Raw genomic sequence first — 23,264 nt, 5'->3', positions numbered from 1 at the left:
CCGCGCTCCCTACCACTCGGCGACGCTGCCATCGGCGTGGCGCCAGATCGGGTTGCGCCAGCGATGGCCTTCCTTTGCCCGCTCGATGACATATTGCTCGTCCACCTCGATGCCGAGGCCTGGGCCTTGCGGGATCGACACGAAGCCATCCGCGTAGTGGAAGACTTCCTTGTTGGAGATGTAGTCGAGAATGTCGTTACCTGTGTTGTAGTGGATGCCGAGGCTCTGTTCCTGGATGAAGGCGTTGTAGCTGACGGCATCGACCTGGAGGCAAGCGGCAAGCGCGATCGGTCCGAGTGGGCAATGCGGCGCCAGCGCCACGTCATAGGCTTCCGCCATCGCAGCAATCTTGCGGCATTCGGTGATGCCGCCGGCATGTGACAGGTCCGGCTGCAGGATATCGACATAGCCGTCGGAGAGCACCGACTTGAAGTCCCAGCGCGAATAAAGCCGCTCGCCGAGCGCGATCGGCGTCGAGCAATGGTTGGCGATTTCCTTGAGCGCTTCGCGGTTTTCCGAAAGCACCGGCTCTTCGATGAACATCAGGTTGAAGGGCTGAAGCTCCTTCGCCAAGACCTTCGCCATCGGCCGGTGCACGCGGCCGTGGAAATCGACGCCGATGCCGATATGGGGGCCGATCGCGTCACGGATTGTGGCAATGGTTTCGACCGCCTTTTCCACCTTCTCCCAGGTGTCGACGATCTGCATTTCTTCGCAGCCGTTGAGCTTGATCGCCTTGAAGCCGCGGGCGACCACGTCGCGGGCATTCTTGGCGACATCGGACGGACGGTCGCCGCCGATCCAGGAATAGACCTTGATGCGGTCGCGCACCTGGCCGCCGAGCAACGCATGCACCGGCTGGCCGTAGGCCTTGCCCTTGATGTCCCAAAGTGCCTGGTCGATGCCTGCGATCGCCGACATGTGGACGGCACCACCGCGGTAGAAGCCGCCGCGATACATGACCTGCCAATGGTCCTCGATCAGCAGCGGATCCTTGCCGATCAGATAGTCCGCAAGCTCGTTGACGGCGGCTTCCACGGTCAGGGCGCGGCCTTCAACGACCGGCTCACCCCAGCCGACGATGCCTTCGTCGGTCTCGATCTTCAAAAACAGCCAACGCGGCGGAACGATATAGGTGGTGAGCTTGGTGATCTTCATGGTGCGATATCCGCTGGGTGGAACAGGGCGGCGAACACCGCCCGGGAAAGGGTTTCAGCGCGCCGACGGGGCGGGCCGGTGACGTTCGACGGCAAGCTTGAGGTCGCGGGCGGCGAGATCCAGCATGCGCGTAGAACAGTCGCGCGCCCGTGCCTTGTCGCGCAGACGCAGGGCCTCGACCAGTTCGCCATGGATATCGATTGCTTCGTCACGACGTTCGGCAACTTCGTTGGAGGCATACAGCGAGAACTTCAGCGCCGCCTGGATGATGCCGACGAGTTGCAGGAAGACCTGGTTATGGCTGGCCTTGAGCAGGCAGGTATGAAAGGCGACGTCGGCATCGGTGAAGCCGACCACATCGCGCTCGCCGTCACGCATCGCCTGCCAGGCGTGCTCGAGGTCGGCGATTTCCTGGACGGTCGCGCGCTCGGCTGCAAACTCAGCGGCCGCCGGCTCGATCGCCCGGCGCGCCTCCAGAACGCAGTTCAATAGGTCGAATTCGAAGATGCGCTCGCCGATCCATTCGAGCACCTGGGAATCGAGGATGTTCCACTCGTCCTTGTTGCAGACGATCGTGCCCACCCGGGAGCGGCCGCGGACCATACCCTTCGATTCCAGCACCTTCAAGGTTTCACGGATGACGGTGCGGCTGACGCCATAGCGTTCGCAGAGATCGTTTTCACGTGGCAGGAAGGAACCGACCGGAAAGACGTCGGTGCAAATGTCCGAGGCGATGGCGCGCGTCACATTCTTCTGAACGCGAGGGCGACGCTGGCCGCGCTCCTCCGCGCCGTTGCTGTAGTTTTGCTCTTCCACCGCCATTTTCCTCCCGCTTCCGTCTCCCTGTCGCTCCATAGCGCAGACGCTTGAAGGCGACAACGCAGCGAAGCACGTTATCGTTATACATCACTATCGCATTCATCATACAAAGGCAATTGACGAATATGATGATTCATCATACACAAATGCTCACTGCAGGAGGCAGTTCACCAGGGAGAGACATCATGCGCTTTATCAAGGCAGCCATTCTGGCTGGTACCGTCGCCGTGTTTGCGGCAACCTCGGCGTTCGCTGCCGACGTCAAGATCGGCTTCATCGTCAAGCAGCCGGAAGAGCCGTGGTTCCAGGATGAATGGAAGTTCGCCGACGTCGCCGCCAAGGAAAAGGGCTTCACGCTCGTCAAGATCGGTGCGGAAGACGGCGAGAAGGTTCAGTCGGCGATCGACAATCTCGGTGCCCAGGGCGCGCAGGGCTTCATCGTCTGCACCCCTGACGTCAAGCTCGGCCCCGGCATCGTCGCCAAGGCGGCTGCCAACGACCTCAAGCTGATGACGGTCGACGACCGGCTGGTCAACGCCGACGGCAGCCCGATCGAAGACGTGCCTCACATGGGCATTTCGGCGACGAAAATCGGCGAAGCCGTCGGTCAGGCCCTGGTCGACGAAATCAAGAAGCGTGGCTGGGACATGAAGGACGTCGGCGCGATCCGCGTTTCCTACGACCAGCTCCCGACCGCGGTCGACCGCGTCGAGGGCGCACTCTCGGTTCTCAAGACCAACGGCTTCCCGGAAGCCAACATCTTCGATGCGCCGCAGGCCAAGACCGACACAGAGGCGGCACTCAACGCCTCGACGATCGTGCTCAACAAGAACGCCGGCATCAAGAAGTGGGTTGCGATCGGCCTCAATGACGAAGCGGTGCTCGGCGCCGTGCGCGCGACCGAGACGGTCGGCATTGCGCCCGACAGCATGATCGGCGTCGGCATCGGCGGCGCGGATTCGGCGATCAACGAGTTCAAGAAGCCTGCAGCCACCGGCTTCTTCGGCACCGTCATCATCTCGCCGAAGCGCCACGGCTACGAGACCGCACTCAACATGTATGAGTGGATCGCCAACGGCAAGGAACCGGAAAAGCTGACGCTGACCGCCGGCCAGCTCGCGCTTCGCGACAACTACGAGGCCGTGCGCAAGGATCTCGGCATCGAGTAATCGCGTTCCGCGACACCAGATCACGAGTGTCTGGGTCTGACCGACCCAAACAATAAACGTGATCGATTCTGGTAGTTTAGAGCGGGATGCGGGCGGAAGACCGCGCACACCTCATCCCGCTCTATCGGCCCGGCGGCCTCGACTGCCTGGCATTCCGCTTCGGAGCCGCGCATGCAAGATTTTCTCGAATTCCAATCGATCTCCAAGGGCTATCCCGGTGTCCAGGCGCTGTCGGATGTCTCGTTTTCCGTGCGCAAGGGTGCCGTCCATGGCCTCATGGGCGAGAACGGCGCCGGCAAGTCGACGCTCATCCGCCTGCTCTCCGGAGACCAGTCCGCCGATGAGGGAGATATCCGCATCGACGGCGAGACGCAGAGCTATCGCTCCGTGCGCGATGCCTTCCGCGCCGGCGTCATCGTCATCCATCAGGAGCTGCAGCTCGTTCCGGAACTGACGGTGGCCGAAAACCTCTGGCTCGGCCACTTCCCCGGCAAGGCGGGCGTGATCGATCGCCGCCAGTTGCTTCGCGTCGTCGGCGAGAAGCTCGCGGAAATCGGCATCGACGTCGATCCGTCCGCCAAGATCGCCTCGCTCTCGATCGGTGAGCGCCAGATGGTCGAGATCGCCAAGGCGGTGATGCTCGATGCGCGCGTCATTGCGCTCGACGAGCCGACCTCGTCGCTGTCGTCCCGCGAGAGCGAAATCCTCTTTGCCCTGATCGATCGCCTGCGTTCGAACGGCACTGTGATCCTCTACGTGTCCCACCGGCTCGACGAGATCTTCCGGCTATGCGACAGCCTGACGGTGCTGCGCGACGGCAAGCTTGCCGCCCATCACCCCGATATTTCCAAGGTCACGCGCGATCAGATCATCGCCGAGATGGTCGGACGCGAGATCTCCAACATCTGGGGCTGGCGGGGCCGCGATCTCGGTGCTGAACGTCTGCGCGTCGAAGCGATCTGCGGCCCGAAGCTGAAGACACCCCTGAGCTTCTCGGTTCGGCGCGGCGAGATCCTCGGCTTTTTCGGCCTGATCGGCGCTGGCCGTAGCGAGATGACCCGGCTGGTCTATGGCGCAGACAGACGCCACCAGGGAACCGTGACGATCGACGGCGCGATCGTTCCGGCCGATAACCCGCCACAATCGATCCGAGCCGGCATGGTGCTCTGCCCCGAGGACCGCAAGTTCGACGGCATCGTCCAGGGGCGCAGCATCGAGGAAAACATGGCGATCTCGTCGCGCCGGCACTTTTCTCCCCTCGGCATCCTCAACCTCAAGAAGGAAGCGGAACTGGCCGACCGCTTCATCGCCAAGCTTCGGGTGCGCACACCGTCCCGCAAGCAGGACATCATCAATCTCTCCGGCGGCAACCAGCAGAAGGTCATCCTTGGCCGCTGGCTTTCCGAACAGGGCGTGAAGGTTCTGATCATCGATGAGCCGACGCGCGGCATCGATGTCGGCGCCAAATCGGAGATCTACGAAATCCTCTACGAACTCGCCGGTCAGGGCATGGCGATCGTCGTCATCTCCAGCGAGTTGCCCGAGGTGATGGGCATTACTGACCGCATCCTCGTCATGTGCCAGGGCCGGATCGCCGCAGATTTCGCGCGCGCGGATTTCGACGAACGCCGCATCCTCGCCGCCGCCCTTCCCGATGTTCCAACCGAGCAGGTTCAGCCGTCATGACTTCCTTGAAAAAACTTCTACTCGGCGAACAGGGTCTGGTCGTCATCTTCGCCGTCGCCTTCGCCATCGTCGCGCTGACGGTTCCGAACTTCCTGACCGAGCGCAACATGCTCGGCCTGCTGCAATCGGTCGTGACCATCGGCATCGTCGCCTGCACGATGATGTTCTGCTTGGCCTCGCGCGACTTCGACCTCTCGGTCGGCTCCACCGTCGCCTTCTCGGGCATGGCCGCCGTCATGGCCTCCAACGCCTCCGGCTCGATCCTCGTTGGCCTGATAGCGGCACTCCTGTGCGGCGGCTTTGTCGGGCTCGTCAACGGCGTGGTGATTGCGCATTTCCGCATCAACGCGCTGATCACGACGCTTGCCACCATGCAGATCGTGCGCGGTTTCGCGCTGATCGCGTCGGACGGCCGGGCCGTCGGCATCAACGATCCGAGCTTCTATCAGCTGGCGCTGTCGAAGTTCCTGGGCATCCCGACGCCGATCTGGGTGATGGGTTGCTTCTTCCTCGTGTTCGGCTTCGTCTTGAACCGCACCGTCTTCGGCAAAAACACGCTGGCGATCGGCGGCAACCCGGAAGCCTCGCGGCTGGCCGGCGTCAACGTTTCCAACATGCGCATATGGATCTTCGCGCTGCAGGGCCTCGTCTGCGCCGTTGCCGGTGTCCTGCTCGCCTCGCGCATCACCTCGGGCCAGCCGAATGCCGCGACCGGTCTCGAGCTCTCGGTCATCTCGGCCTGTGTGCTCGGCGGCGTGTCGCTTGCCGGCGGCCGTGCGGCCATGACCGGCGTAATCGTCGGCGTTCTCATCATGGGCATCGCCGAAAACGTCATGAACCTCCTCAACATCCAGGCCTTCTACCAATATGTCGTGCGCGGCCTGATCCTCCTGCTCGCGGTGCTGCTCGACAATCTGCGTTCGGCCGCCGCCGGTCGTCGCAGCTAGAGTATGACGGAAGACATTGTTCTCCTCGAAAACGAAGAGGGGCTCACCGTCGAGGTGAGCCCGCTTGGCGGCGCGATCCTGTCGGCTCGCTGGCGCGGCATTCCTGTGTTCACGCCGACGCCGGCACCGGGGCTTGCCTCGCAAGTGTTCGGCGCCGAGGCCTGCTTTCCGTTGGTGCCCTTCGGTAATCGCATCGAGGACAACAGCTTCCAATTCGAAGAGCGTGACTACAGGCTGGAAGAAAACACGACCGATCCGCTGGTCTTGCACGGAGACGGCTGGCTTGGGCGTTGGTCGATCCTGCAGCGCAACCGGCAATCGGTCACTCTTCGCTTTGACCAGGAGGCAAGCGTTGCCACCCCCTTTGCCTATGAAGCGGTACAGACGATCGCCATCGACGGAGCCCGCCTGATCCTCTCGCTCGCCATCACCAACCGCGCCGACCAGACCCTGCCCTATGGACTGGGCTTCCATCCATACTTTCCGCGCACGCCCGAAACGCGGCTCTTTGCTCATGCCGAACGATATTGGAGCGAACGGGAAGGTCATCTGCCAGGCCGCCCCGGCCCCATCCCTCAGGACATCAACTTTGCATCCGGCTCCCCCTTGCCCCCGAAATGGCTGAACAATGCCTTCGACGGCTGGGATGGACGAGCCCGTATCGAATGGCCGGAAACGGGGCTTGCCGCTTCGCTGGAAGCCGATGGGCATTTTCAGTTCTTCGTTCTCTATTCGCCGTCGGCGACAAGCAGCTTCTTTTGCTTCGAGCCGATGAGCCATCGGCCGAACGCGCACCGCGATCAACGAGACGGCGGCCTCGTCCGGCTTCAGCCTCTCCAAACCGTGACGGGAACGATCGCGCTAAGCGTCGAGGACCTGGCGAGCGGGTAGCGGTTCGCAAGGAGCGGTTTCGCATCCGGAACGCCGCAATCGTTTAAAGGCACCCCAGGCAATAGCTTCGATCGACCATCCGGTCGCGGGGAAGATTGCGTATATCAATGATTCCGTGGAACTTTTTTGAGCAAGCTCCGTTTAGAAGCCGCCACGACCGTGCCGGTCGGTGGTGAGACTGAACAGGAGATATGCATGAATTATGTGACCGCCGCCGCGCTTTCCCTTGCCCTCGTTTCCAGCGCCGCCTTCGCGCAAGAACCCGCAGCAAACGGCGCAGATGCGATGCTGGTCGGCCCCGGCATCACGATGGGCACCGCCGCAACGATGCCGCTGAAATATGTGGAAATCAAAGACACCGATATCGTCAATTCGCAGCTCATCGGCGTCGATATCTATAACAAGCAGGACGAGACGATCGGCGAGATCTCCGACGTCGTCATCGGCGACGGCAAGTCCGTCATCGGCATCGTCGCAAGCGTCGGCGGTTTCCTCGGCCTGGGCGAGAGCTATGTCGTCATCGACCCGGCGTCACTTGCCCTTGCCAACGACAACGGCACTTGGAAGGCCTATGTCGATACCAACAAGGATGACCTCTCCAAGGCACCCAAGTTCGATTACGGCAAGCTGAAGAAATAAAGACCGGCTGCCGCGCGCGTTCGCTTCTCCGGCGAACGCGTTTTTCGTCGCCGAGGCGCCCTGCACATCCGCCGCTGACGATCACCTCCAGGGGCGCGAAAGCATTCCATTTTCAGCGATAAAAATCGCCAAAACTTAGTTTTCTATTCTCCCAATGTGGACATTTCTGTATAGGCGTGCCAAAAGACAATCTGATTGCGACATGATGTCGTGTTTGCGCAGGCCTTTCTGGTCGTGCGCTTTTCCGTTTCGCTGATCGTTTCATCAGCCTTTCAAACACGAAGGAGAGTGCCCCGCTTCCGGAGCCGGGGCCCAGAACATATGGCATTTCAAACTGAGAGCGACCGCTCGGCCGACGAGCAACCGGTCAAGATCAGTATCAAGAACGTTTTCAAGGTTTTTGGCGAGCGGCCGGACGAGGCGCTGAGCCTGCTTAAGGCGGGTAGCACCAAAGCGGAGATCCACGCCGAGACGGGCTGCACCATCGGCGTCAACAACGCGACCTTCGACATTCGCGCCGGCGAGATCTTCGTCATCATGGGACTTTCGGGTTCCGGCAAATCGACGATGCTGCGCCTCCTCAACCGCCTGATCGAACCGACCTCCGGCTCCATCGAGATCGACGGCAAAGACGTGGCGCGCTTGCCGCGCAGCGAACTGATCGCCTTGCGCCGCCGCGACATCAGCATGGTCTTCCAGTCCTTCGCGCTGCTGCCGAACCGCAGCGTCATCGACAACGCGGCCTTCGGCCTCGAGGTCGCCGGCGTCGGCGAGGCCGAGCGCAAGGCGCGCGCCCGAACGGCTCTGCACGCTGTCGGGCTGGAAGGTTACGACGACAGCCGCCCCGACCAGCTCTCCGGCGGCATGAAGCAGCGCGTCGGCCTGGCGCGAGCGCTCGCCGCCGAGCCTTCGGTACTGCTCATGGACGAGGCTTTTTCCGCGCTTGACCCGCTGATCCGCACCGAGATGCAGGACGAACTCGTTCGCCTTCAGGCTGAACACAGTCGGACCATCGTCTTCGTCAGCCACGATCTCGACGAAGCCATGCGGATCGGCGACCGCATCTGCATCATGCAAAATGGTGAGGTCGTGCAGGTGGGCACCCCGGACGAGATCGTGTTGAAGCCCGCCAACGACTATGTGCGGTCTTTCTTCCGCAATGTCGATGTCTCGCAGGTGTTCCGCGCCGGCGACGTCGCCCGCAAGACGCAGGTGACGATCATCGAGCGACAGGGTGTTTCGGCCGCAGCTGCCCTTGAGCGCATGGAACACTACGATCGCGAGGTCGCCATCATTCTCGGCCGCGACAAGACCTATCACGGCATGATCAGCCGGTCCTCGTTGATCGCGACCGCCCGAGACGGCGCCGCCGATCCCTACCGGCGCGCCTTCCTGCCGGATATCGAGCCGATCCCCGCGTCGGAAAGCTTGTCCAACGTGCTCGGCAAGGTGGCTGCAAGCCCCTTCCCCATGCCCGTCATCGACGAAGCCAACCGCTACCTCGGCTCGATCAGCAAATCCGCGCTGCTCGAAACGCTCGATCGCACCGCCTGATCCAGCCCTTTCGGAGACAATCCATGACTTTCGATATCGGTGACGGCGTCGACAGCGCCGTCAACTACATCCTCGACAATTTCGCACCGCTGCTCGATCTGATCGCCGCCGCCATCGGCACCGTGACCAACAGCATCCAGGCCGCACTTCTCGCCGCCCCCTTGGCCCTCGGGCTCACGATCTTCGTGCTCTTGTCGCTGTGGCGGGTCGGCTTCGGCTTTGCGGTCTTTACCGCCCTTTCCCTGCTGCTGGTCGAACACATGGGCCTTTGGTCCGCAATGATGGAAACGCTGTCGCTGGTTATCGCATCAACGCTCGTCGCCATGCTCATCGGCCTGCCGCTCGGCATCGCCATGGCGCGCAGCGATCGCGTCGCGGCAGCCGTACGACCCATGCTCGACCTCATGCAAACGATGCCGGCCTTCGTCTATCTCATCCCGGCGGCGATGTTCTTCGGCCTTGGCGCCGTGCCCGGGACGATCGCGACGGTTATCTTCTCGATGCCGCCGGTCGTGCGGCTCACCAATCTCGGCATCCGTCAGGTGCATGTGGAGTTCATCGAGGCCGGCAACGCCTTCGGCTGCACCGCCTGGCAGCTGCTGGTAAAGGTACAACTGCCCAACGCCATGCCTTCGATCATGGCGGGCATCAACCAGACGATCATGCTTTCGCTCTCCATGGTGGTGATCGCCTCGATGATCGGTGCGGGTGGCATTGGCAACACGGTCCTGACCGGGATCCAGCGTCTCGACGTCGGAACCGGTTTCGAAGGCGGTCTCGCCGTCGTCATTCTCGCCGTCATTCTCGACCGGATCACCCAGAGCTTCGGCAAGGAGCGCGCCAGCCCATGGCGCGTCCTGTTCCGCCGGCGACAGGAACAACCTCAGACCTCCCCCGTCACGGCCTGACGCCGCGGACTTTCCTATCCATCTGGCGGCGTTCGCGTTGCCGACTGCAAACCTTCGTGAAAGGAGCACCCATGTTCAAGACCCTTGCAACCATCAGCCTTGCGGCCGGCATCGCCGCCGGTACGTTCGGTGCGGCTGCCGCAGAAGAAAAGCCACCTGTCAGGATCGGCTGGGCCGCCTGGTCGGACGCCGAGTTCGTCACCAAGCTCGCCGCAAAACTGATCAAGGACGAACTCGGCCAGGAGGTCGAACTGGTCCAGACGGACATCGCGCCGCTTTACCAGGGTGTCGGTCGCGGCGACCTCGATGCCATGATGATGGCTTGGCTGCCGGAAACCCACGCCGACTACTTCGCCAAGGTGAAGGACAAGGTAACGACGCTTAGGACCGTTTACGACGGTGCCAGGCTCGGCTGGGTGGTGCCGAAATACATTCCCGAAGACGCCATCGCCTCGATCGACGACCTGAAGAAGGACGACGTGAAGGAGAAGCTCAAGGGCCGGATCGAGGGCATCGATCCCGGCGCGGGCCTTACACGCCTGTCCGAGCAGGCAGTCAAGGACTACGCGCTGGACGGATACAAGCTGCAGATCTCCAGTGAGGCCGGCATGCTGACGACGGTTGACCGGGCGATGCGCAAGAAGGATTGGTTTGTCGCCACGGCCTGGAGCCCGCATTGGATGTTCGGCAAGTACGAGCTTCGCTATATCGCGGATCCGAAGAACGCACTCGGCAAGGCCGAACGGGTGGACGTGCTGGCACGCAAGGACATCGAGAAGGACAACCCTGAAGTTTCAGGCCTGCTGTCGCGCATGAAGCTGCCGATCGGCGATCTCGAAGCCGCGATGTTCAACGCCCAGCAGACCTCCTACGAAAAGGCAGTCGACAAGTACATTGCGGATCATCCGGACCAGATCAAAGCCTGGCTCGCCAAGGACGATGGCTGAGCTTGGCCGCCAATGCATGTCGCGCGAAAATGCACAGCGGTTTTGCGGCAACGACATGCATAAAAACAAGGGCTTAAAGCCTGGAATGTGAACCATTTTTCACGCGACGGGCCTTAGTCCGACCGACGCCCGCGCTCTCGTTGCGGGCGTTCCTCCCGACAGAAGGATCATCGACATCATGAACGACATGCTTGCACCCCGCGCCACCGCGGACGCCACAGACGACACGATCGGCGGCCGCATTTCGCTTGCCCGCGATGCAATCAACCTTTCGATCGAACAGATATCCGCGATCGCGGGTGTTACCGAGGAGACCTGGATCAGCTGGGAAAACGACCGCGCCGAGCCGAGGGCCAACCGCCTCGACATGATGGCCGGTATCCTGCAGGTCAACATCGCCTGGCTCCTCGATGGGCGGGGAACAGGACCAGTCGAGGCGAGGTAGTCCGCTGGGACTACCCGTTCGGCCGAACGCCGGAAGAACACCAAGGCCATCGTCGCTACGGCAGCCGCCGCCTTGCTTCCGCCGATCGGGGCCGAGCCCCCCGACGACGTTCCTTGGTCGCCCCTTAAACGGACGCCGCTTCCAGGCGGGCGCCTTCAAAACGCGCGTTCATCGCAAGGATCGATCCGGCATCCGGCATCAGGCATGCGGCCGTCGCCAGTGCGTCGGCGATGGCGGCGGATGGTGCCGAGACCGAGACAGAGCGCCAGTTTGCCGGCGCGGGCATTCCGGTCATGGGGTCGAGGATATGTCCGTCTCTGGCTGCCTGATCGAAGGTCGTGCCGAGAGGGGCGGAGGTCGCGACCGCCCGCTGGCGCAGAGGCAGGCGCTCGCCCGATTCCAGTCGGACCGGCCATCCGTCGCCGCCCGGTTGCCCCCCAAGAGCACGGAACTCGCCGGTATCGATCAGAATGTCCGTCAGTCCCTCAGCTTCAAGCATTGCTCCCACACGGTCGGCAACATACCCCTGCCCGATGCCGTTCAACGTCAGCGCCATGCCCGGATGCAGCGTGATTGCTGCTGCATCAAGCGTGACCTTGCCCCAGCCAACGTTGCCACGCACGCGATCGACGTCCGCCGGGTCGGGTCGCGTGCCGTTTGCAGCCGATTGAGCCCAGAGCGTCCAGAGCGGCTGCACCGTCGGATCGAAGCGCCCGCCGCTTGCCAGGTGGACTGCGTCGGCCAGTGACAGACATCCCAAAAGCTCGAATGGCGGATCTTGAAGATAACCGTCGCGGTTCAGTCGGCAAAGCGCACTGTTCGCACGGTAGAGGCTGAAGACGTTTTCCAGGCGGTCGATCTCGGCCATGACCCTGGCGACAATGGCCTCTGCCTCTGGATGCTCGATGCGGATCGAGGCACGCGCGCCAAGCGCCTGACCTGTCCAGAAGCGGGTTGCCGCGTTGGCACGGGCGATGGCGGGCGCTGTTGCGAGAACTGCAGAAATTGCAATCAGGCGGCGTCGGGTCACAAGCATGGGGGTCAACCTCCGGCAGGATGGGGCAATGCACGCAGACGGCCGAGATAGTCTTCGTCGTCCGCGCCCGGTTCCGGGCCGGTCTCCACCGGCGTCAAAACCATGGCATCGGTGATATCTGCGAGCGCGAGCACCTGGCCGCCCTCGGCAAGGACGAAGGCCGCAGCCTCGTCGCGGCTTGAGAACGGCACGGCTTCTGGCGCCCCCATGCCGCCTCGCCGGGCAGAGCCGACCACGTAGAACGCCTTGTCGGCGGCGATCCAGTTGCCGTCACCGGGCTGGTCCCAGCTTGCCCCTGCAGCCCCCATATCGTTGACGTAGATAACGAGGATCGGCGCAATCTGCTCCGGGCCGCGCGCATAGGCGATCGCGTCGCGCACCTGACTGAAGAAGAGCGGCGCCGGGTTTCCTTCCAGAAAGATCTGCGCCTTCGGGCCGGGGTGCTCCAGAAGGTTCATCTGGCAGTAATGGCCGAGGGTCTCGGGCGTCATGTCCTGCGGCACGATGCTTTGGGCCACGTCCTCCTTGCAGGCGGAAAGCAGCACCAGGGCGGCAGCGACGAGGACGAAGCGAAGTCGGTTCCTCATGGGGTCACCTTTCGGAAGGCTGCGGCGGCCAGTGCGATGGCGGCCAGTGGCCAGGTGAGAAGGGAGGCTGCCGATTGCCAGAGCGGGATCGCGCCGGCAGCGCCACCCAGTCCGCCGGCGGCAGAAACCGCTTGTGCGGCCGAGAGGTTAAAGACGCGGAAGGCATCGGCAGGGTTGGCAAGCAGAGCGACAGGCAATGCGTGTGTGGTGAAAGCACCGCCGCCATCCGTCACGATGAGCGCCAATAGGGCAAGATCGTAGAGCACCACCGCCACCAGCCAGAGCGCGATGGCCAGGCCCGCCGCCCCCGACGGCCTTCGCGCCAAAGCCGAAAGCGCGTAGCCGGTGCCAAGAAAGGTCGCGCCCAGCAGCACCGAGGACCAGATCAGCCGCCAGAGTGCACCAAGCCCTGCGGTCGCTCCAGGATCGAACCAGACGGCTGCGAGCGCCGCGGCGCCATAGCCAAGCGTCACGGCAAGAGCGAGGATTGCGAGATGCGCCAGAAGTTTGCCGAGCAGGATCTGCAGGCGCGAGACGGGATAGGTGAGAAGCAGTGGCAGCGTGCCGCGTTCCACCTCGCCAGCCACCGCATCGAAACTCATCAGCAATGCCAAAAGCGGGACCAGATAGACCGCAAGCGAGGTGAGCGAGGCGACCGTTACGGAGAGCCGGTCGACGCCGACATCGCCCGTCGGGGCAGAGCCGGCGGCGGCCAGCACCAGGGCGAACAGCACCATCATGCCGGTGGCGATGGAGACCCAGCGATTGCGGAAAGCGATGCGGAATTCGCTGACGGCGGTGGCAAGGATGCGCGTCATTGCCCGTCCCTCCGGCTAAAGTGGCTGTAGATGTCCTCGAGGCTGGGCGGGATGACATCGAGATCGGCAACGGCGCTCCCAAGCGCCGCAATACGGGCAAGAAGCGGCAGTTTTTCCGACTGCGAACCACGAAGGCGCAGGAGGCCGTCCTCCCCTTGCACACCTTCGGGAAAGGTCGCGGCCACTGCCGGCGCATGGCCCGGTGCGGGGCGAACGGAAAAGGCGACCGGAAGGGCCGCACGGGTCCGAAGATCGGCAAGCGTACCCTCGGCCACCAGTTCCCCACCGGAAAGGATGAGGATTCGGTCCGTGCGCGCCTCCACCTCGGTCAACACATGGGAGGAGAGCAGGATGGCGGTTCCTTCTGCGGCCAACCCGTCGAGCAGGTCGTAGAAGTCCCGTCGCGACACCGGATCCAGGCCCGAGGTCGGTTCGTCCAGCACCAGCAGACGGGGGCGGCCGATCAGCGTCTGGGCCAGACCCACGCGCTGGCGCATGCCTTTGGAATAGGTCCCGATCCGACGCCGCGCCGCGTGACCAAGCCCGACGCGCGCAAGAAGCTCCATGGCCAGCGCCGGGCTTTCACCGCGCAGCGCGAGATAGTGGCGAAGCTGTTCCTCTCCCGTCAAAGCCGGATGAAAGGCGACATTTTCCGGCAGATATGCCACCTGGGTCCGCGCGGCGGGCGAACCGGGCGCCGAGCCGCAAACCAAAACCTCGCCGCTGTCGAAGGGGGTGAGACCGAGCACGATCTTCATCATCGTCGACTTGCCGGCACCGTTATGGCCGAGCAATGCCGCGCGCCGTCCCGGCTCCAGCGCAAGGGAAACGGACTTCAGCGCTTCCATCGATTGGAAGCGCTTAGTGAGCCTGGAGATTGTCAGCGTCGGTGTCATCGTAATTTCCTTCAGTCCAGCGCCCTGCGGCCTCCGCCTCGTAGGCAAGGATGTCGAGCGGGACAGGGATGGTCAGGGGGCGCATCAACGGCGCGCTGTCGCGCACGCCTCCAGGCAGGGTGGCGGGAAAATCCCGTTGGCTCCAGCGAACGATCTGCACGGCCGGCGAACCGGTGAGCAGGCTTGCCGCGGGCTGCGACCAGAGGATCTGGTCCATCAGGTCGTTGGGGCGGTAAAAACTGTCGGCAATGCCGTCGCCGTTGAGGTCAAAGGCCGGATGGTCGGACCAGAAGTTGCCCCGCCCTTCATGGCTCCATTCCATGTTGCGGGTGCCGACATATTTGACCTGCTCGCGGTTGGCGATGAAGGCGTTGCCTGTCAGCACATTCTTTTCCGAACCGGCGGTGAAATGAATGCCGATGCCGCAGCTCTCGAAGCGGTTTCCCCAGATCAGGTTCTTGTGGGCGTTGTAGATGAACAGGCATTTCTTCGTGCCGCCGCGCACCAGATTGCCCGACACGTCGGCATTGTTGGCATAGTTCAGCATCAGCCCGTGCTCGCGGTCGCCGAGGCTGAGATTGTTCAGGATCTTCGCGCGATTGGAGAACATGATCGCAAAACCGAGATGGTTTCCGATCGAGATGTTGTCGGAAACCTCGGTGTTGCGGGTGTACATGAAGTGTACCGCAAAACGCAGGTCGCGCATGATGTTGCGGCGATAGATGCTGTCGGCGCTGGCGTTCGAAAAGATGCCGTCGCGACCGTAGCGAATAACGTTGTCTTGAAGCAGCGTGCCCGGGCTGTTCCAGACATAGATGCCATTGCCACGCTCGTTCATGCGGGGGCTGCGCGTGCCGACGATCTCGTTTTCAGAGACAATCGCGCCGCGGCCGCCATGGACGTCGATGCCGTGCATGTTGTCGGTAACGAGCAGTTTCTCGACACGGGCGCGATCGGCGCCCTGAACGATTTTGACCCCGGCGTCGAGGTCCTGGTTGATGCGACCCGAACCGGTGACGGTGAAACCTCTCAAGGTGACGTCCGGCGCGGCAATCGTCACCACGCTACCCTGCTTGAGCCCATCAACGACCGCCCCGCGCGGACCGGTGACGGTCAGGGGTCGGTCGATGGTGACGGGGCCTTCGTAGACCCCGCCGCTCAACAGCAGAACATCGCCGGGCTCCGCCCCAGCGATGGCTGCGGCAAGGCTGCCCGCACCCGGCACGACTGCGCGCTCCGCCGCGAAGAGCGGAGAGGCGAGAAGCAGACCGATCAGGAGAACGGACAGCCGCATCGATCAGGCGTCCTTCGGTTCCACGAACATGCGGCCGCGCATTTCCATGTGCAGGGCATGGCAGAACCATTGGCAATAGTACCAATAAACGCCAGGGTTGGCCGCAACGAAGGTGACGGAGCTCGTCTGTTGCGGGCCGACCTCCATCGCCACGCCGTGATTGCCCATGGTGAAGCCGTGGGTGAGGTCATCGATCTCATCGAGATTGGTGACGATGACCGTGACCTCGTCACCCTCCTTCACCGTAAAGCTCGGCTGGCTGAAGCTGGGCGCGACCGAGGTCATGTAGACGCGAACCTTGTTGCCGTCGCGGATCACGGCCTCGGTCCACTCGTCGATGTCGACCTCATCGGCCTCGGCCTGCTTGCGCGTTTCGGCCCACAGCGGATCCTTGCGATCCCAGACCGAGCGGATGTTCGGCAGGATCGAGGGGGAGACTGCGATGGCATCATGCGGCTCGGCGAAGGTCGGGCCGTCATGAACCAGCACCATCTTGTCACCGGAAATGTCGATCAGCTGATCGTTTTCCGGCTTCAGCGGGCCGACATTCAGGAATCGGTCCTTCGAGAACTTGCAAAGGCAAACGAGCCAGTCGTTCGCGGCATCCAGCGTTTCGCCCATCACCGTCTTCAGGTGGCCAGGCTGGTACTGAACGTCGAGCTTGTCCTTGATCGGATTGATCTTTTCACCGGCGTAGGCGCGGATGGCCTCATCGATGTTCCACTTCACCACCTGGCTGTCGAGGAACAGCGAGGTATAGGCGTTGCCACGGCCGTCGAAGGCGGTGTGCAACGGGCCGAGGCCCAGCTCCGGCTCCGCCACCACGGCGCTGCGCGGCTCGGCATTGTCGTAGAACAGGGCATCGAACTTCGTCACGTCCAGCACGGTGACGGTGGGCGAGAGCTTGCCGGCGACGCACAGATGCTTCCTGTCCGGCGCCATGTTGCAGCCGTGCGGGTTGTTGGCGATCGGGATGTAGCGCGTGAAAAGCGACTTGGCTTCCTTGCGCCCGTCCACCACCTTGACGCCGTTGATCTCTTCGTATTTGCCGGCCGCAATGGCCTTCTCGATCTCGGCGATGTTGAAGACGACGATGTGGTCCATCTCGGACTTGGTCATCTCTTCCAGCGTCATGCCCATTTCGGAGTTGTAGCTGGTGGAGAACGCCCACTTGCCCTCGTAGTCGGCATCGCAATTGTCGAGGTTGCCCGAGACCTTCACCTGCCAGGCCACTTCCCACTTGTCGGCATCGACAGCGGTGAAGATGTTCACGTAGGTCGCCACGTCGGTCATCGTCGAGCCGTCGTTGACGAGCGGGGCCTCGTCCTCGCCGTTGCAGAACACATAGTTCGAACGCGGCCATTTCTGCGGACGCATGCCGTGGATGCCCTTGGCGTTGGGGATCTCCAGGATGGCGTCGGTCTTCATCACGTCGCAGCGCACGCGCGCCACGCGCGTATTGGCCTTGTCGTTCATGAACAGGAAGCGGCCGTCATATTTGCCGTCGGTAAACGACATATGGACGTGGTGCAGGTCGCCGTTGTCGTGAATTTTCTTGCCGTTGGCGGCAAGCTGCTTCTTCGTCTTCTCCGACATCGTGCGCTGATGGATCCGGATCGATTCATTGGTCTGCCCCCAACCGGTGGCCGAGCAACGGTTAAACACCGGCACCCGCATCAGCTCGCGCATCGATGGAATGCCGAGAATGCGCATTTCGCCTGTCTGGCCCGAGGACCAGAAGCCGTAATAGTCGTCGAGCTTGCCGGGTGCGACCGAGCCGTCGGCGCCTGTCGCGGCACGGGCCGGCGTCGCCAGTCCTGCAGCGCCGAGGCTGAGTGCGGCCGGCCCGACCGTGCCCGCCAGGATGGCGCTGCCTGCGGTCGCGCTGAACAGCGCTCGGCGGCTTAGTCCCTTGTGTTCCTTTGTTTCCATGATCTGGTTCCTTTTTGCTTGAACCTTGGCTTCGATTAAACTTTGGCTGCGGGTTGATGGGTCGGCACGCCGCCCGGGCTTGCCGCAAGCTTCGCCCGTGACTTCATCTTCTTGATCACGACGGGGCAGACGGTTTCCGACTGGTAGAGCACCTGGCAGTGCAGGCAGTTGATGCACTCGTTCGGATTGATCTCGCCGGTTCGGTGGATCGCCTGCACCGGACATTGGTGGGCGCAGGTCTGGCAGGGGTTCCCGCATTCATGGTAGCGCTTGAGCCAGTCGAACATGCGTATGCGCGCAGGGATCGCGAGCGCCGCACCGAGCGGGCAGAGATAGCGGCAATAGAACCGCTCGACGAAGAGCCCGGCGACGAGAAGGGCTGCGGCATAGGCCACGAACGGCCAGGCGCGGATGAACTTCAGGATGATTGCTGTCTTGAACGGCTCGATCTCGGCCAGATGTTCTGCCTGCTCGACGCTCATCAGCGAGACCCCGAAAAGACCGAGGAAGATCATGTATTTGACCGGCCAGAGCCGCTCGTGCAGGCCCCATGGCAAAGTCCATTGCGGGATGCGCAGCTTGCGCGCGATCTGGTTGGTCAGCTCCTGCAGGGCGCCGAAGGGGCAGAGCCAGCCGCAATAGGCTCCCCGTCCCCAGAACAGGAGCGCTGCGGCAACGGCAAACCAGAGGATGAAGGTCAGCGGGTCGAGCAGGAAAGCCTGCCAGCTGAAGCCGTTGACGAGGCTCCCGAAGAGCGCCATCAGATTGACGACGGAAAGCTGCGCGTTGGCGTACCAGCCGAGGAAGACCAGCGTCACCGTCAGGAAGATGATGCGGAAGATGTAAAACGCCCGTGCGTTTCTGACCGCATAGGTCTGGAAGAAGAACACGCCCGTCAGCACGACCAACATCGCGCCGAGCACGACGATCTTCAGCTTCGAGTCATCCCAGATGCGTTTCCACAGGTCGGCCTGTGCCGTGCCCTCGTCACGATCGACTACGGCGGCAACCTCCTTCACAGGTGGCGCGACAGCATGCAGATACTTCTGCGGCAGCTGGTACCCCAGATCGAAGGTATGAAAGACCTTTTCGACCGGTCCAACCTCGCGGTGCGCCAGAAGCTGTATGCGGAATGGTTTTGTCGGATCGAAGCCAAGGCCTGCCTTGATGCGAAACAGGTCCATCTCGTTGTATTCCGGCGCGCCGGCAAGGGCGATTGCCCCCAGGCGACGGTGGTCGCGATCGCGGAAACGAACGGAAACATCGTCCTGGATCAGCACGATGCGATCAAAGATGCCGCCGCGCACATAGCCAGACCCCTTGAAGGAATAGAGCCCGCGTCCGACCACGGCGATCGCGTGCTCGCCTTCGCCGAGCCAGGACTGAAGGTTTTTCTCTTCGGCCGGTCCGAGAAGGGCCTTGCCGATCGCGGGGACCGAGACCAGTGCCGCCTGCATCTCGATGAACGTCGTTTCCGGCGCTTGCGCAATCGCGCGCTCGCGGGCGCGTTCATCGGGATGGCCGGCGAAAGCAGCATTGACCTGGGCAATGTCGAGCGACAGGCGGCGCAGCGTGCCGTCGCCTTCTGCCTCGACCCAATCGGCCGGCGCGACGGCCGCGGGATCGATCTCAAAGCGCGGGCCGGCGTTGCCTGCTTCCGGCGTCAGTCCGCCAAGTCCGAGCGCGCGCGCGACCTTAAGCCCGGACCGGACGATCGAATCGTCGATCACCATGACCGTCACCGTCGCGCCCGAGATGATATCCACCTCATGGGTCGTGCCGCCGGATTTCGCCTCGGCGACGAGATCGAGGCCAGCATAGCCGGCAACCAGCGCCTTTACCTTGGCGTCCGGAATGCCGATGAGGACGATGGGCTCGGAGTGTTTCACCAGCCGGACGCCGACGATCTTCGCATCCTTGTCCACCGCGACAAGCGTATGGATAGGCTTGCCGGAATAGCCCGTCGTTCCGACGAAATCCGAGGTCACAAAGACCCACGCCACTGTCTCGCCGCCCTTGAGCACCGGGGCCACCGCCACATCATCACGCACGGCGCCGAAACCGTCCGCTCCCGGCACGAGATCCGAAGCGGAGGTGGTCGGCAAAAACTCCTGCAGCACCGATGCCGCACTAGCGGATACGGCGCCGCACAGGCTGAGGCAGAGCAGAAGGACAAGACGGAAGAGTTTCATTCCAGGGCATTTTCCCGCAAATCGTTGCCGGAGCATTGGAACGTTGGCGCGGGACAATCGTTGATCTAGCGCAAACAACCACAGCTTCGTCGATCGCAATCTTCGCTTGGCACGACGCGTACAGGCTGGCGGCCTTGAGCTTGAGTTGGGTTCGGCACCGTGCCGTGGATCGGCCAGCGCCAGTGCAAAATTTTCAAAGTTGAGATGGATGAAATAGGATGGGTCGGTCCATGGCCTGCCCACCACGGTATTTTCCGGAAGACGGCGGGCGGCTCGTCGACCACAGCTACTGCAGGAAGGCGATCGAATTCCGACTCACACGCCGCAAGGCCGCAGTCGCCCCACCTTTCAACAGTGTCTTTCAGCGGCGAACGAGCCTCCGGAACCGAACGCCGGAGGCCCTTTTGCGTGCACAAACATTTCTCAAAGCTCCGCTGCTTCAAGTTGGGCGAAGCGATGCCGAAGAGACCTGCCGGGGCTCACCCCGTCGAGCGCGCTGATGGTGAGGGAACCGCCCCCTCGACTGCATCGATGCCGGCGAACCGTGGAAACAGAACGCTGTTTTCGAGATGCATATGCGTGACGAGATCGTCGCAGAATTTTTGAACCCCGACATAGAGCGCCGTCCAGGACCTGCAGGCCCCGTCGGGAAGCGCAAATCCATGCGTCAAATGCTCGATCACCGCGAGGCTCCGGCTTTCGCATGCATGATCGTCCCGCATGCCGGCAATCAAATGTCCGATGTCCGGATCGGGCTCATGGCGCATCATGGGAAAGAGCGCGAGTTCTTCGCGCGCCATATGGGGAAGAAGGTGATCCTTGAGCTCGACCAGCGCGTCAGCCAGGCCGAGTGGCGCGGAGCGATGCGCGCCGTGGACGTGCTCCACCTTTTGCGCAAGCGGGATCAGCCATTCCAGATCGGTGCGGTGCGTCTGGTGATAACGCTCCAGAATATGCGCGATAAGCTCGCCGGTCGCATCCGGAGCTTCGCGTCTTGCAGCAAGCTCCAGCGCCTGAAGCCGGGCGAGCAGATCAGCGGCCTCTATGCCGGCATCCGCAGCCGCTTGCGCAAGCGGTACGTCGCCGCCGCAGCAAAATCCGATACCGGCCTGCCTGAAGAGTTCCGCGGCGCCGGGAAGCTCGCACGCAATCGTTCCAACGGCGGTGTCCAAAGTATACTCGGTCAATGTGCTCTCCCTGATGCCCGAAGGGTCATGATCCGCAATCGATGCGTTGCTGAAGGGAGAAGCTGGCGCAGTTTTTCCAATCGTTCTTTGTCGAAACGCAACTTCGTTCCGGAGCGATCCAATACTTCCGACCAATGCCGCATGCGCCAAGTTGCAGCAAGTCGTGTTTGGTTCATCCCGCCTCTGCCCCAATTTCCACCCGCAACCTCACCAGCGCGCCAACCTTCGCGACATTGCCTGCGCGGAAGCGCCCAGCACGAAAACGCCCAGCACGAGAACCGAACAGCATGTTCCAAGGCGGCCGTAGAGCCTTGGCTCTCGACGAGCGATAGAGCTTGTCGACCGTCTTGTTGCGCGATGCGACCGTCTCGCCCGCCACCCCCGTTGACAGCAGGAAAAACCACTCTTACGTTACACCTGTATACAGGTATAGCTGTCTTTACCTGTTCAAGGAGGGGAAGAAATATGCTTCGGTCTTATCTCGCGGCAGCGCTCGCCTGCGCCGCCGGTCTTGCAATCACGTCACATGCTCAGGCCGGTCCGGTTTTTGATGAAGTGGTCTCTGGCGGCAAGCTCGTCTGCCTGGTCAGCCCAAGTGCGCCGGGCTTCTCCGTGCCCGACAGCGCCGGCGTCTTCCAGGGTTTCAACGCTGATTTCTGCCGCATGGCGGCCGCCGCCATCCTCGGCGATGCGAGCAAGGCGGATATCCGCGGCATCGGCTTTTCCGACTCCCTGAAGAGCCTGGTCTCGCGGCAGGCGCACATGGCCTCCCGCTCGGTCACGGAAACCGGCACGCGTTCTGCCGACCCTGGCCTCGCCTTCGTCGCGACCACATTTTATGACGGCCAGGGCTTCATGGTGCCGAAGGCGCTGGGCGTGAAATCAGCAATGGAATTGAAAGGCGCAACGATCTGCGCCGAGGACGGCTCGACGACACTGCTCAACATCGCCGACTGGTTCGCCGCCCAAGGGCTCACCTACAAGGTCGAGAACATCGCCGACAAGACCGCACGCTTGCAGGCGTTCTTCGCCGGCAAGTGCGACGCCTACGCCTCCGACATGACGGCGCTTGCCGCCGACCGTCGCCTGGCCAAGGATCCCGACGACTATGAACTCCTGCCGGAGATCATCTCGGCCGAGCCGCTGACGCTGGTGACCCAGCCGGATGAAACGCTGGAAAAGGCAGTGCGCTGGGCCTTCCAGGTCATGCTGAACGCCGACGAACTCGGCATCAATTCCAGCAATGTCGATGCGGCAATCGCCGATCTTGACAAGCAGCCGAAGGCCGTGCAGCGTCTTTTCGCCAAGGACGGCGCAACCGCCGACATGGCCGCCAAGATGAAGCTCCCCGCCGACTGGGCCTACCAGGTCATCAAGCAGGTCGGCTCCTATGGCGAAGTGTACGACCGCCATCTCGGTCCTGCGACGCCTTTCAAGCTCAAGCGCGATGGCACCCAGAACGCCTCGACCACCAATGGTGGCCTGATGTACGCCTATCCGATACGGTGAGGAGAGCGGCCAGAAGGAGGAGCGGCGGCATGACGGATATCGACGGACCCATATCCATCCGCGCCACCGTCGATTGCCCAGCCGGAGGACGCCTCGTAACCCTCGGCGCACCCGGCCTGACGATCAGTCCGCGCGGCGAGGTCTGGGTGGATCCCGAGGGCATCGACGAGACGCTCGCCGCCCTTGCTGCCCGCGGAACCGATCTCTTCTTGTTTCTGGCGCGCGACAGCGACTGCCCGCCCGACTACCGCATCCTGCTGCGCAAGCATGTCAGGCAGACAGGCATGGCGTTTGCGGCCTTGCCGATCGACGATTTTTCCGCGCCCGGCCAAACGTGGATAAAGGCGTGGCGGCGGTTGGAGGGGCGTGTTTGCACTCTGCTTGCCGCGAACCGGGCCATTGCGCTGTGCTGCAGCTATGGTGCTGGACGCAGCGGTATGATCGCCGCGCATATTCTCAGTTCGCGGGGCCTTTCTGTCGACGAGGCCCTGTCGACAGTGCGCCTCGCTTTTCCCGAATCGGTCGAAAGCCCGCTTCAGGAAGACTGGCTATACAACCAGAACAACGGCCGCGCCGACGCGCGCCAAAGCATAGGAAGGGGGAAAGCGTGAGCTTGCCGCAAACATCGAGATCCGGTCCGCCCCGCTCGG

General features: G+C 62.7%; 21 protein-coding genes. 11 read left to right on the top strand and 10 right to left on the bottom strand.

Translation table 11 applies throughout. The features are described 5' to 3' along the window. Positions 1 to 9 precede the first annotated feature (9 nt). Together dgoD and IB267_RS19830 are read right to left on the bottom strand one after the other, a co-directional pair. Positions 10 to 1,158, bottom strand: coding sequence for a galactonate dehydratase (dgoD, locus tag IB267_RS19835; RefSeq protein WP_192449120.1), 1,149 nt, complete (start codon positions 1,156 to 1,158; stop codon positions 10 to 12). Positions 1,159 to 1,212: 54 nt separating this feature from the next. Beyond that, complete coding sequence (locus IB267_RS19830; RefSeq protein WP_192449119.1) at positions 1,213 to 1,980, bottom strand: FadR/GntR family transcriptional regulator; 768 nt, start codon at positions 1,978 to 1,980, stop codon at positions 1,213 to 1,215. A gap of 182 nt (positions 1,981 to 2,162) precedes the next feature. On the opposite strand from IB267_RS19830, the gene IB267_RS19825 reads away from it, so the two are divergent. The 9 genes from IB267_RS19825 (at position 2,163) to IB267_RS19785 (ending at position 11,163) form a co-directional block, all read left to right on the top strand. After that, positions 2,163 to 3,146, top strand: a complete 984-nt coding sequence (locus IB267_RS19825; RefSeq protein ID WP_192449118.1) for an arabinose ABC transporter substrate-binding protein — start codon at positions 2,163 to 2,165, stop codon at positions 3,144 to 3,146. Positions 3,147 to 3,317: 171 nt separating this feature from the next. Then, a complete protein-coding gene (gene araG, locus IB267_RS19820) occupies positions 3,318 to 4,832 on the top strand; it encodes an L-arabinose ABC transporter ATP-binding protein AraG (protein WP_192449117.1) in 1,515 nt (504 codons plus the stop codon). After that, positions 4,829 to 5,779, top strand: coding sequence for an L-arabinose ABC transporter permease AraH (araH, locus tag IB267_RS19815; protein ID WP_029742703.1), 951 nt, complete (start codon positions 4,829 to 4,831; stop codon positions 5,777 to 5,779). Before araG ends, araH begins: the two co-directional genes overlap by 4 nt. A 3-nt stretch (positions 5,780 to 5,782) precedes the next feature. Continuing rightward, positions 5,783 to 6,670: an aldose 1-epimerase gene (locus IB267_RS19810; protein ID WP_192449116.1), complete on the top strand. Its 888-nt coding sequence runs from the start codon at positions 5,783 to 5,785 to the stop codon at positions 6,668 to 6,670. A 195-nt stretch (positions 6,671 to 6,865) separates the two neighbouring features. Beyond that, entirely contained in the window at positions 6,866 to 7,309 is a 444-nt protein-coding gene (locus tag IB267_RS19805; RefSeq protein ID WP_210335909.1) for a PRC-barrel domain-containing protein, read from the top strand. A gap of 321 nt (positions 7,310 to 7,630) precedes the next feature. Further along, positions 7,631 to 8,863 carry a glycine betaine/L-proline ABC transporter ATP-binding protein ProV gene (gene proV, locus IB267_RS19800; protein WP_192449115.1) on the top strand — a complete coding sequence of 411 codons (1,233 nt, stop codon included), beginning with the start codon at positions 7,631 to 7,633 and terminating at the stop codon, positions 8,861 to 8,863. A 23-nt stretch (positions 8,864 to 8,886) separates the two neighbouring features. Further along, positions 8,887 to 9,771, top strand: a complete 885-nt coding sequence (locus tag IB267_RS19795) for a proline/glycine betaine ABC transporter permease (RefSeq protein ID WP_192449114.1) — start codon at positions 8,887 to 8,889, stop codon at positions 9,769 to 9,771. Positions 9,772 to 9,842: 71 nt separating this feature from the next. Continuing rightward, positions 9,843 to 10,718, top strand: a complete 876-nt coding sequence (locus IB267_RS19790) for a glycine betaine ABC transporter substrate-binding protein (protein WP_192449113.1) — start codon at positions 9,843 to 9,845, stop codon at positions 10,716 to 10,718. Between the two features lie 178 nt (positions 10,719 to 10,896). Next, positions 10,897 to 11,163, top strand: a complete 267-nt coding sequence (locus tag IB267_RS19785) for a helix-turn-helix domain-containing protein (protein ID WP_246765119.1) — start codon at positions 10,897 to 10,899, stop codon at positions 11,161 to 11,163. A gap of 124 nt (positions 11,164 to 11,287) precedes the next feature. Here IB267_RS19785 and IB267_RS19780 read toward each other — a convergent pair whose 3' ends face one another. The 8 genes from IB267_RS19780 to IB267_RS19745 form a co-directional block, all read right to left on the bottom strand. After that, entirely contained in the window at positions 11,288 to 12,199 is a 912-nt protein-coding gene (locus IB267_RS19780; protein ID WP_192449112.1) for an FAD:protein FMN transferase, read from the bottom strand. A 5-nt stretch (positions 12,200 to 12,204) separates the two neighbouring features. Then, complete coding sequence (locus IB267_RS19775; RefSeq protein ID WP_192449111.1) at positions 12,205 to 12,786, bottom strand: nitrous oxide reductase accessory protein NosL; 582 nt, start codon at positions 12,784 to 12,786, stop codon at positions 12,205 to 12,207. Then, positions 12,783 to 13,604, bottom strand: a complete 822-nt coding sequence (locus IB267_RS19770) for an ABC transporter permease (RefSeq protein ID WP_043612627.1) — start codon at positions 13,602 to 13,604, stop codon at positions 12,783 to 12,785. The genes IB267_RS19775 and IB267_RS19770 overlap by 4 nt, the downstream gene beginning before the upstream one ends. After that, complete coding sequence (locus tag IB267_RS19765) at positions 13,601 to 14,500, bottom strand: ABC transporter ATP-binding protein (RefSeq protein WP_192449110.1); 900 nt, start codon at positions 14,498 to 14,500, stop codon at positions 13,601 to 13,603. Before IB267_RS19765 ends, IB267_RS19770 begins: the two co-directional genes overlap by 4 nt. Beyond that, complete coding sequence (locus IB267_RS19760; protein ID WP_192449109.1) at positions 14,466 to 15,794, bottom strand: nitrous oxide reductase family maturation protein NosD; 1,329 nt, start codon at positions 15,792 to 15,794, stop codon at positions 14,466 to 14,468. The genes IB267_RS19765 and IB267_RS19760 overlap by 35 nt, the downstream gene beginning before the upstream one ends. Before the next feature lie 3 nt (positions 15,795 to 15,797). Then, a complete protein-coding gene (nosZ, locus tag IB267_RS19755; RefSeq protein ID WP_192449108.1) occupies positions 15,798 to 17,726 on the bottom strand; it encodes a TAT-dependent nitrous-oxide reductase in 1,929 nt (642 codons plus the stop codon). A gap of 35 nt (positions 17,727 to 17,761) precedes the next feature. Continuing rightward, a complete protein-coding gene (locus tag IB267_RS19750) occupies positions 17,762 to 19,918 on the bottom strand; it encodes a NosR/NirI family protein (RefSeq protein ID WP_192449107.1) in 2,157 nt (718 codons plus the stop codon). 479 nt (positions 19,919 to 20,397) lie between these two features. Then, complete coding sequence (locus IB267_RS19745) at positions 20,398 to 21,105, bottom strand: DUF542 domain-containing protein (RefSeq protein ID WP_192449301.1); 708 nt, start codon at positions 21,103 to 21,105, stop codon at positions 20,398 to 20,400. A 465-nt stretch (positions 21,106 to 21,570) separates the two neighbouring features. Here IB267_RS19745 and IB267_RS19740 point away from each other — a divergent pair, with 465 nt between their 5' ends. Beyond that, positions 21,571 to 22,614: a transporter substrate-binding domain-containing protein gene (locus IB267_RS19740; protein ID WP_043621853.1), complete on the top strand. Its 1,044-nt coding sequence runs from the start codon at positions 21,571 to 21,573 to the stop codon at positions 22,612 to 22,614. A gap of 29 nt (positions 22,615 to 22,643) precedes the next feature. Continuing rightward, positions 22,644 to 23,225, top strand: coding sequence for a hypothetical protein (locus IB267_RS19735; RefSeq protein ID WP_192449106.1), 582 nt, complete (start codon positions 22,644 to 22,646; stop codon positions 23,223 to 23,225). The last annotated feature ends 39 nt before the right edge of the window (positions 23,226 to 23,264 follow it).

Origin of the sequence: Ensifer sp. ENS09 (genome assembly GCF_014852425.1) — a bacterium.
GTDB lineage: Bacteria > Pseudomonadota > Alphaproteobacteria > Rhizobiales > Rhizobiaceae > Ensifer.
This window is presented reverse-complemented; position numbering and strand designations above follow the sequence as displayed.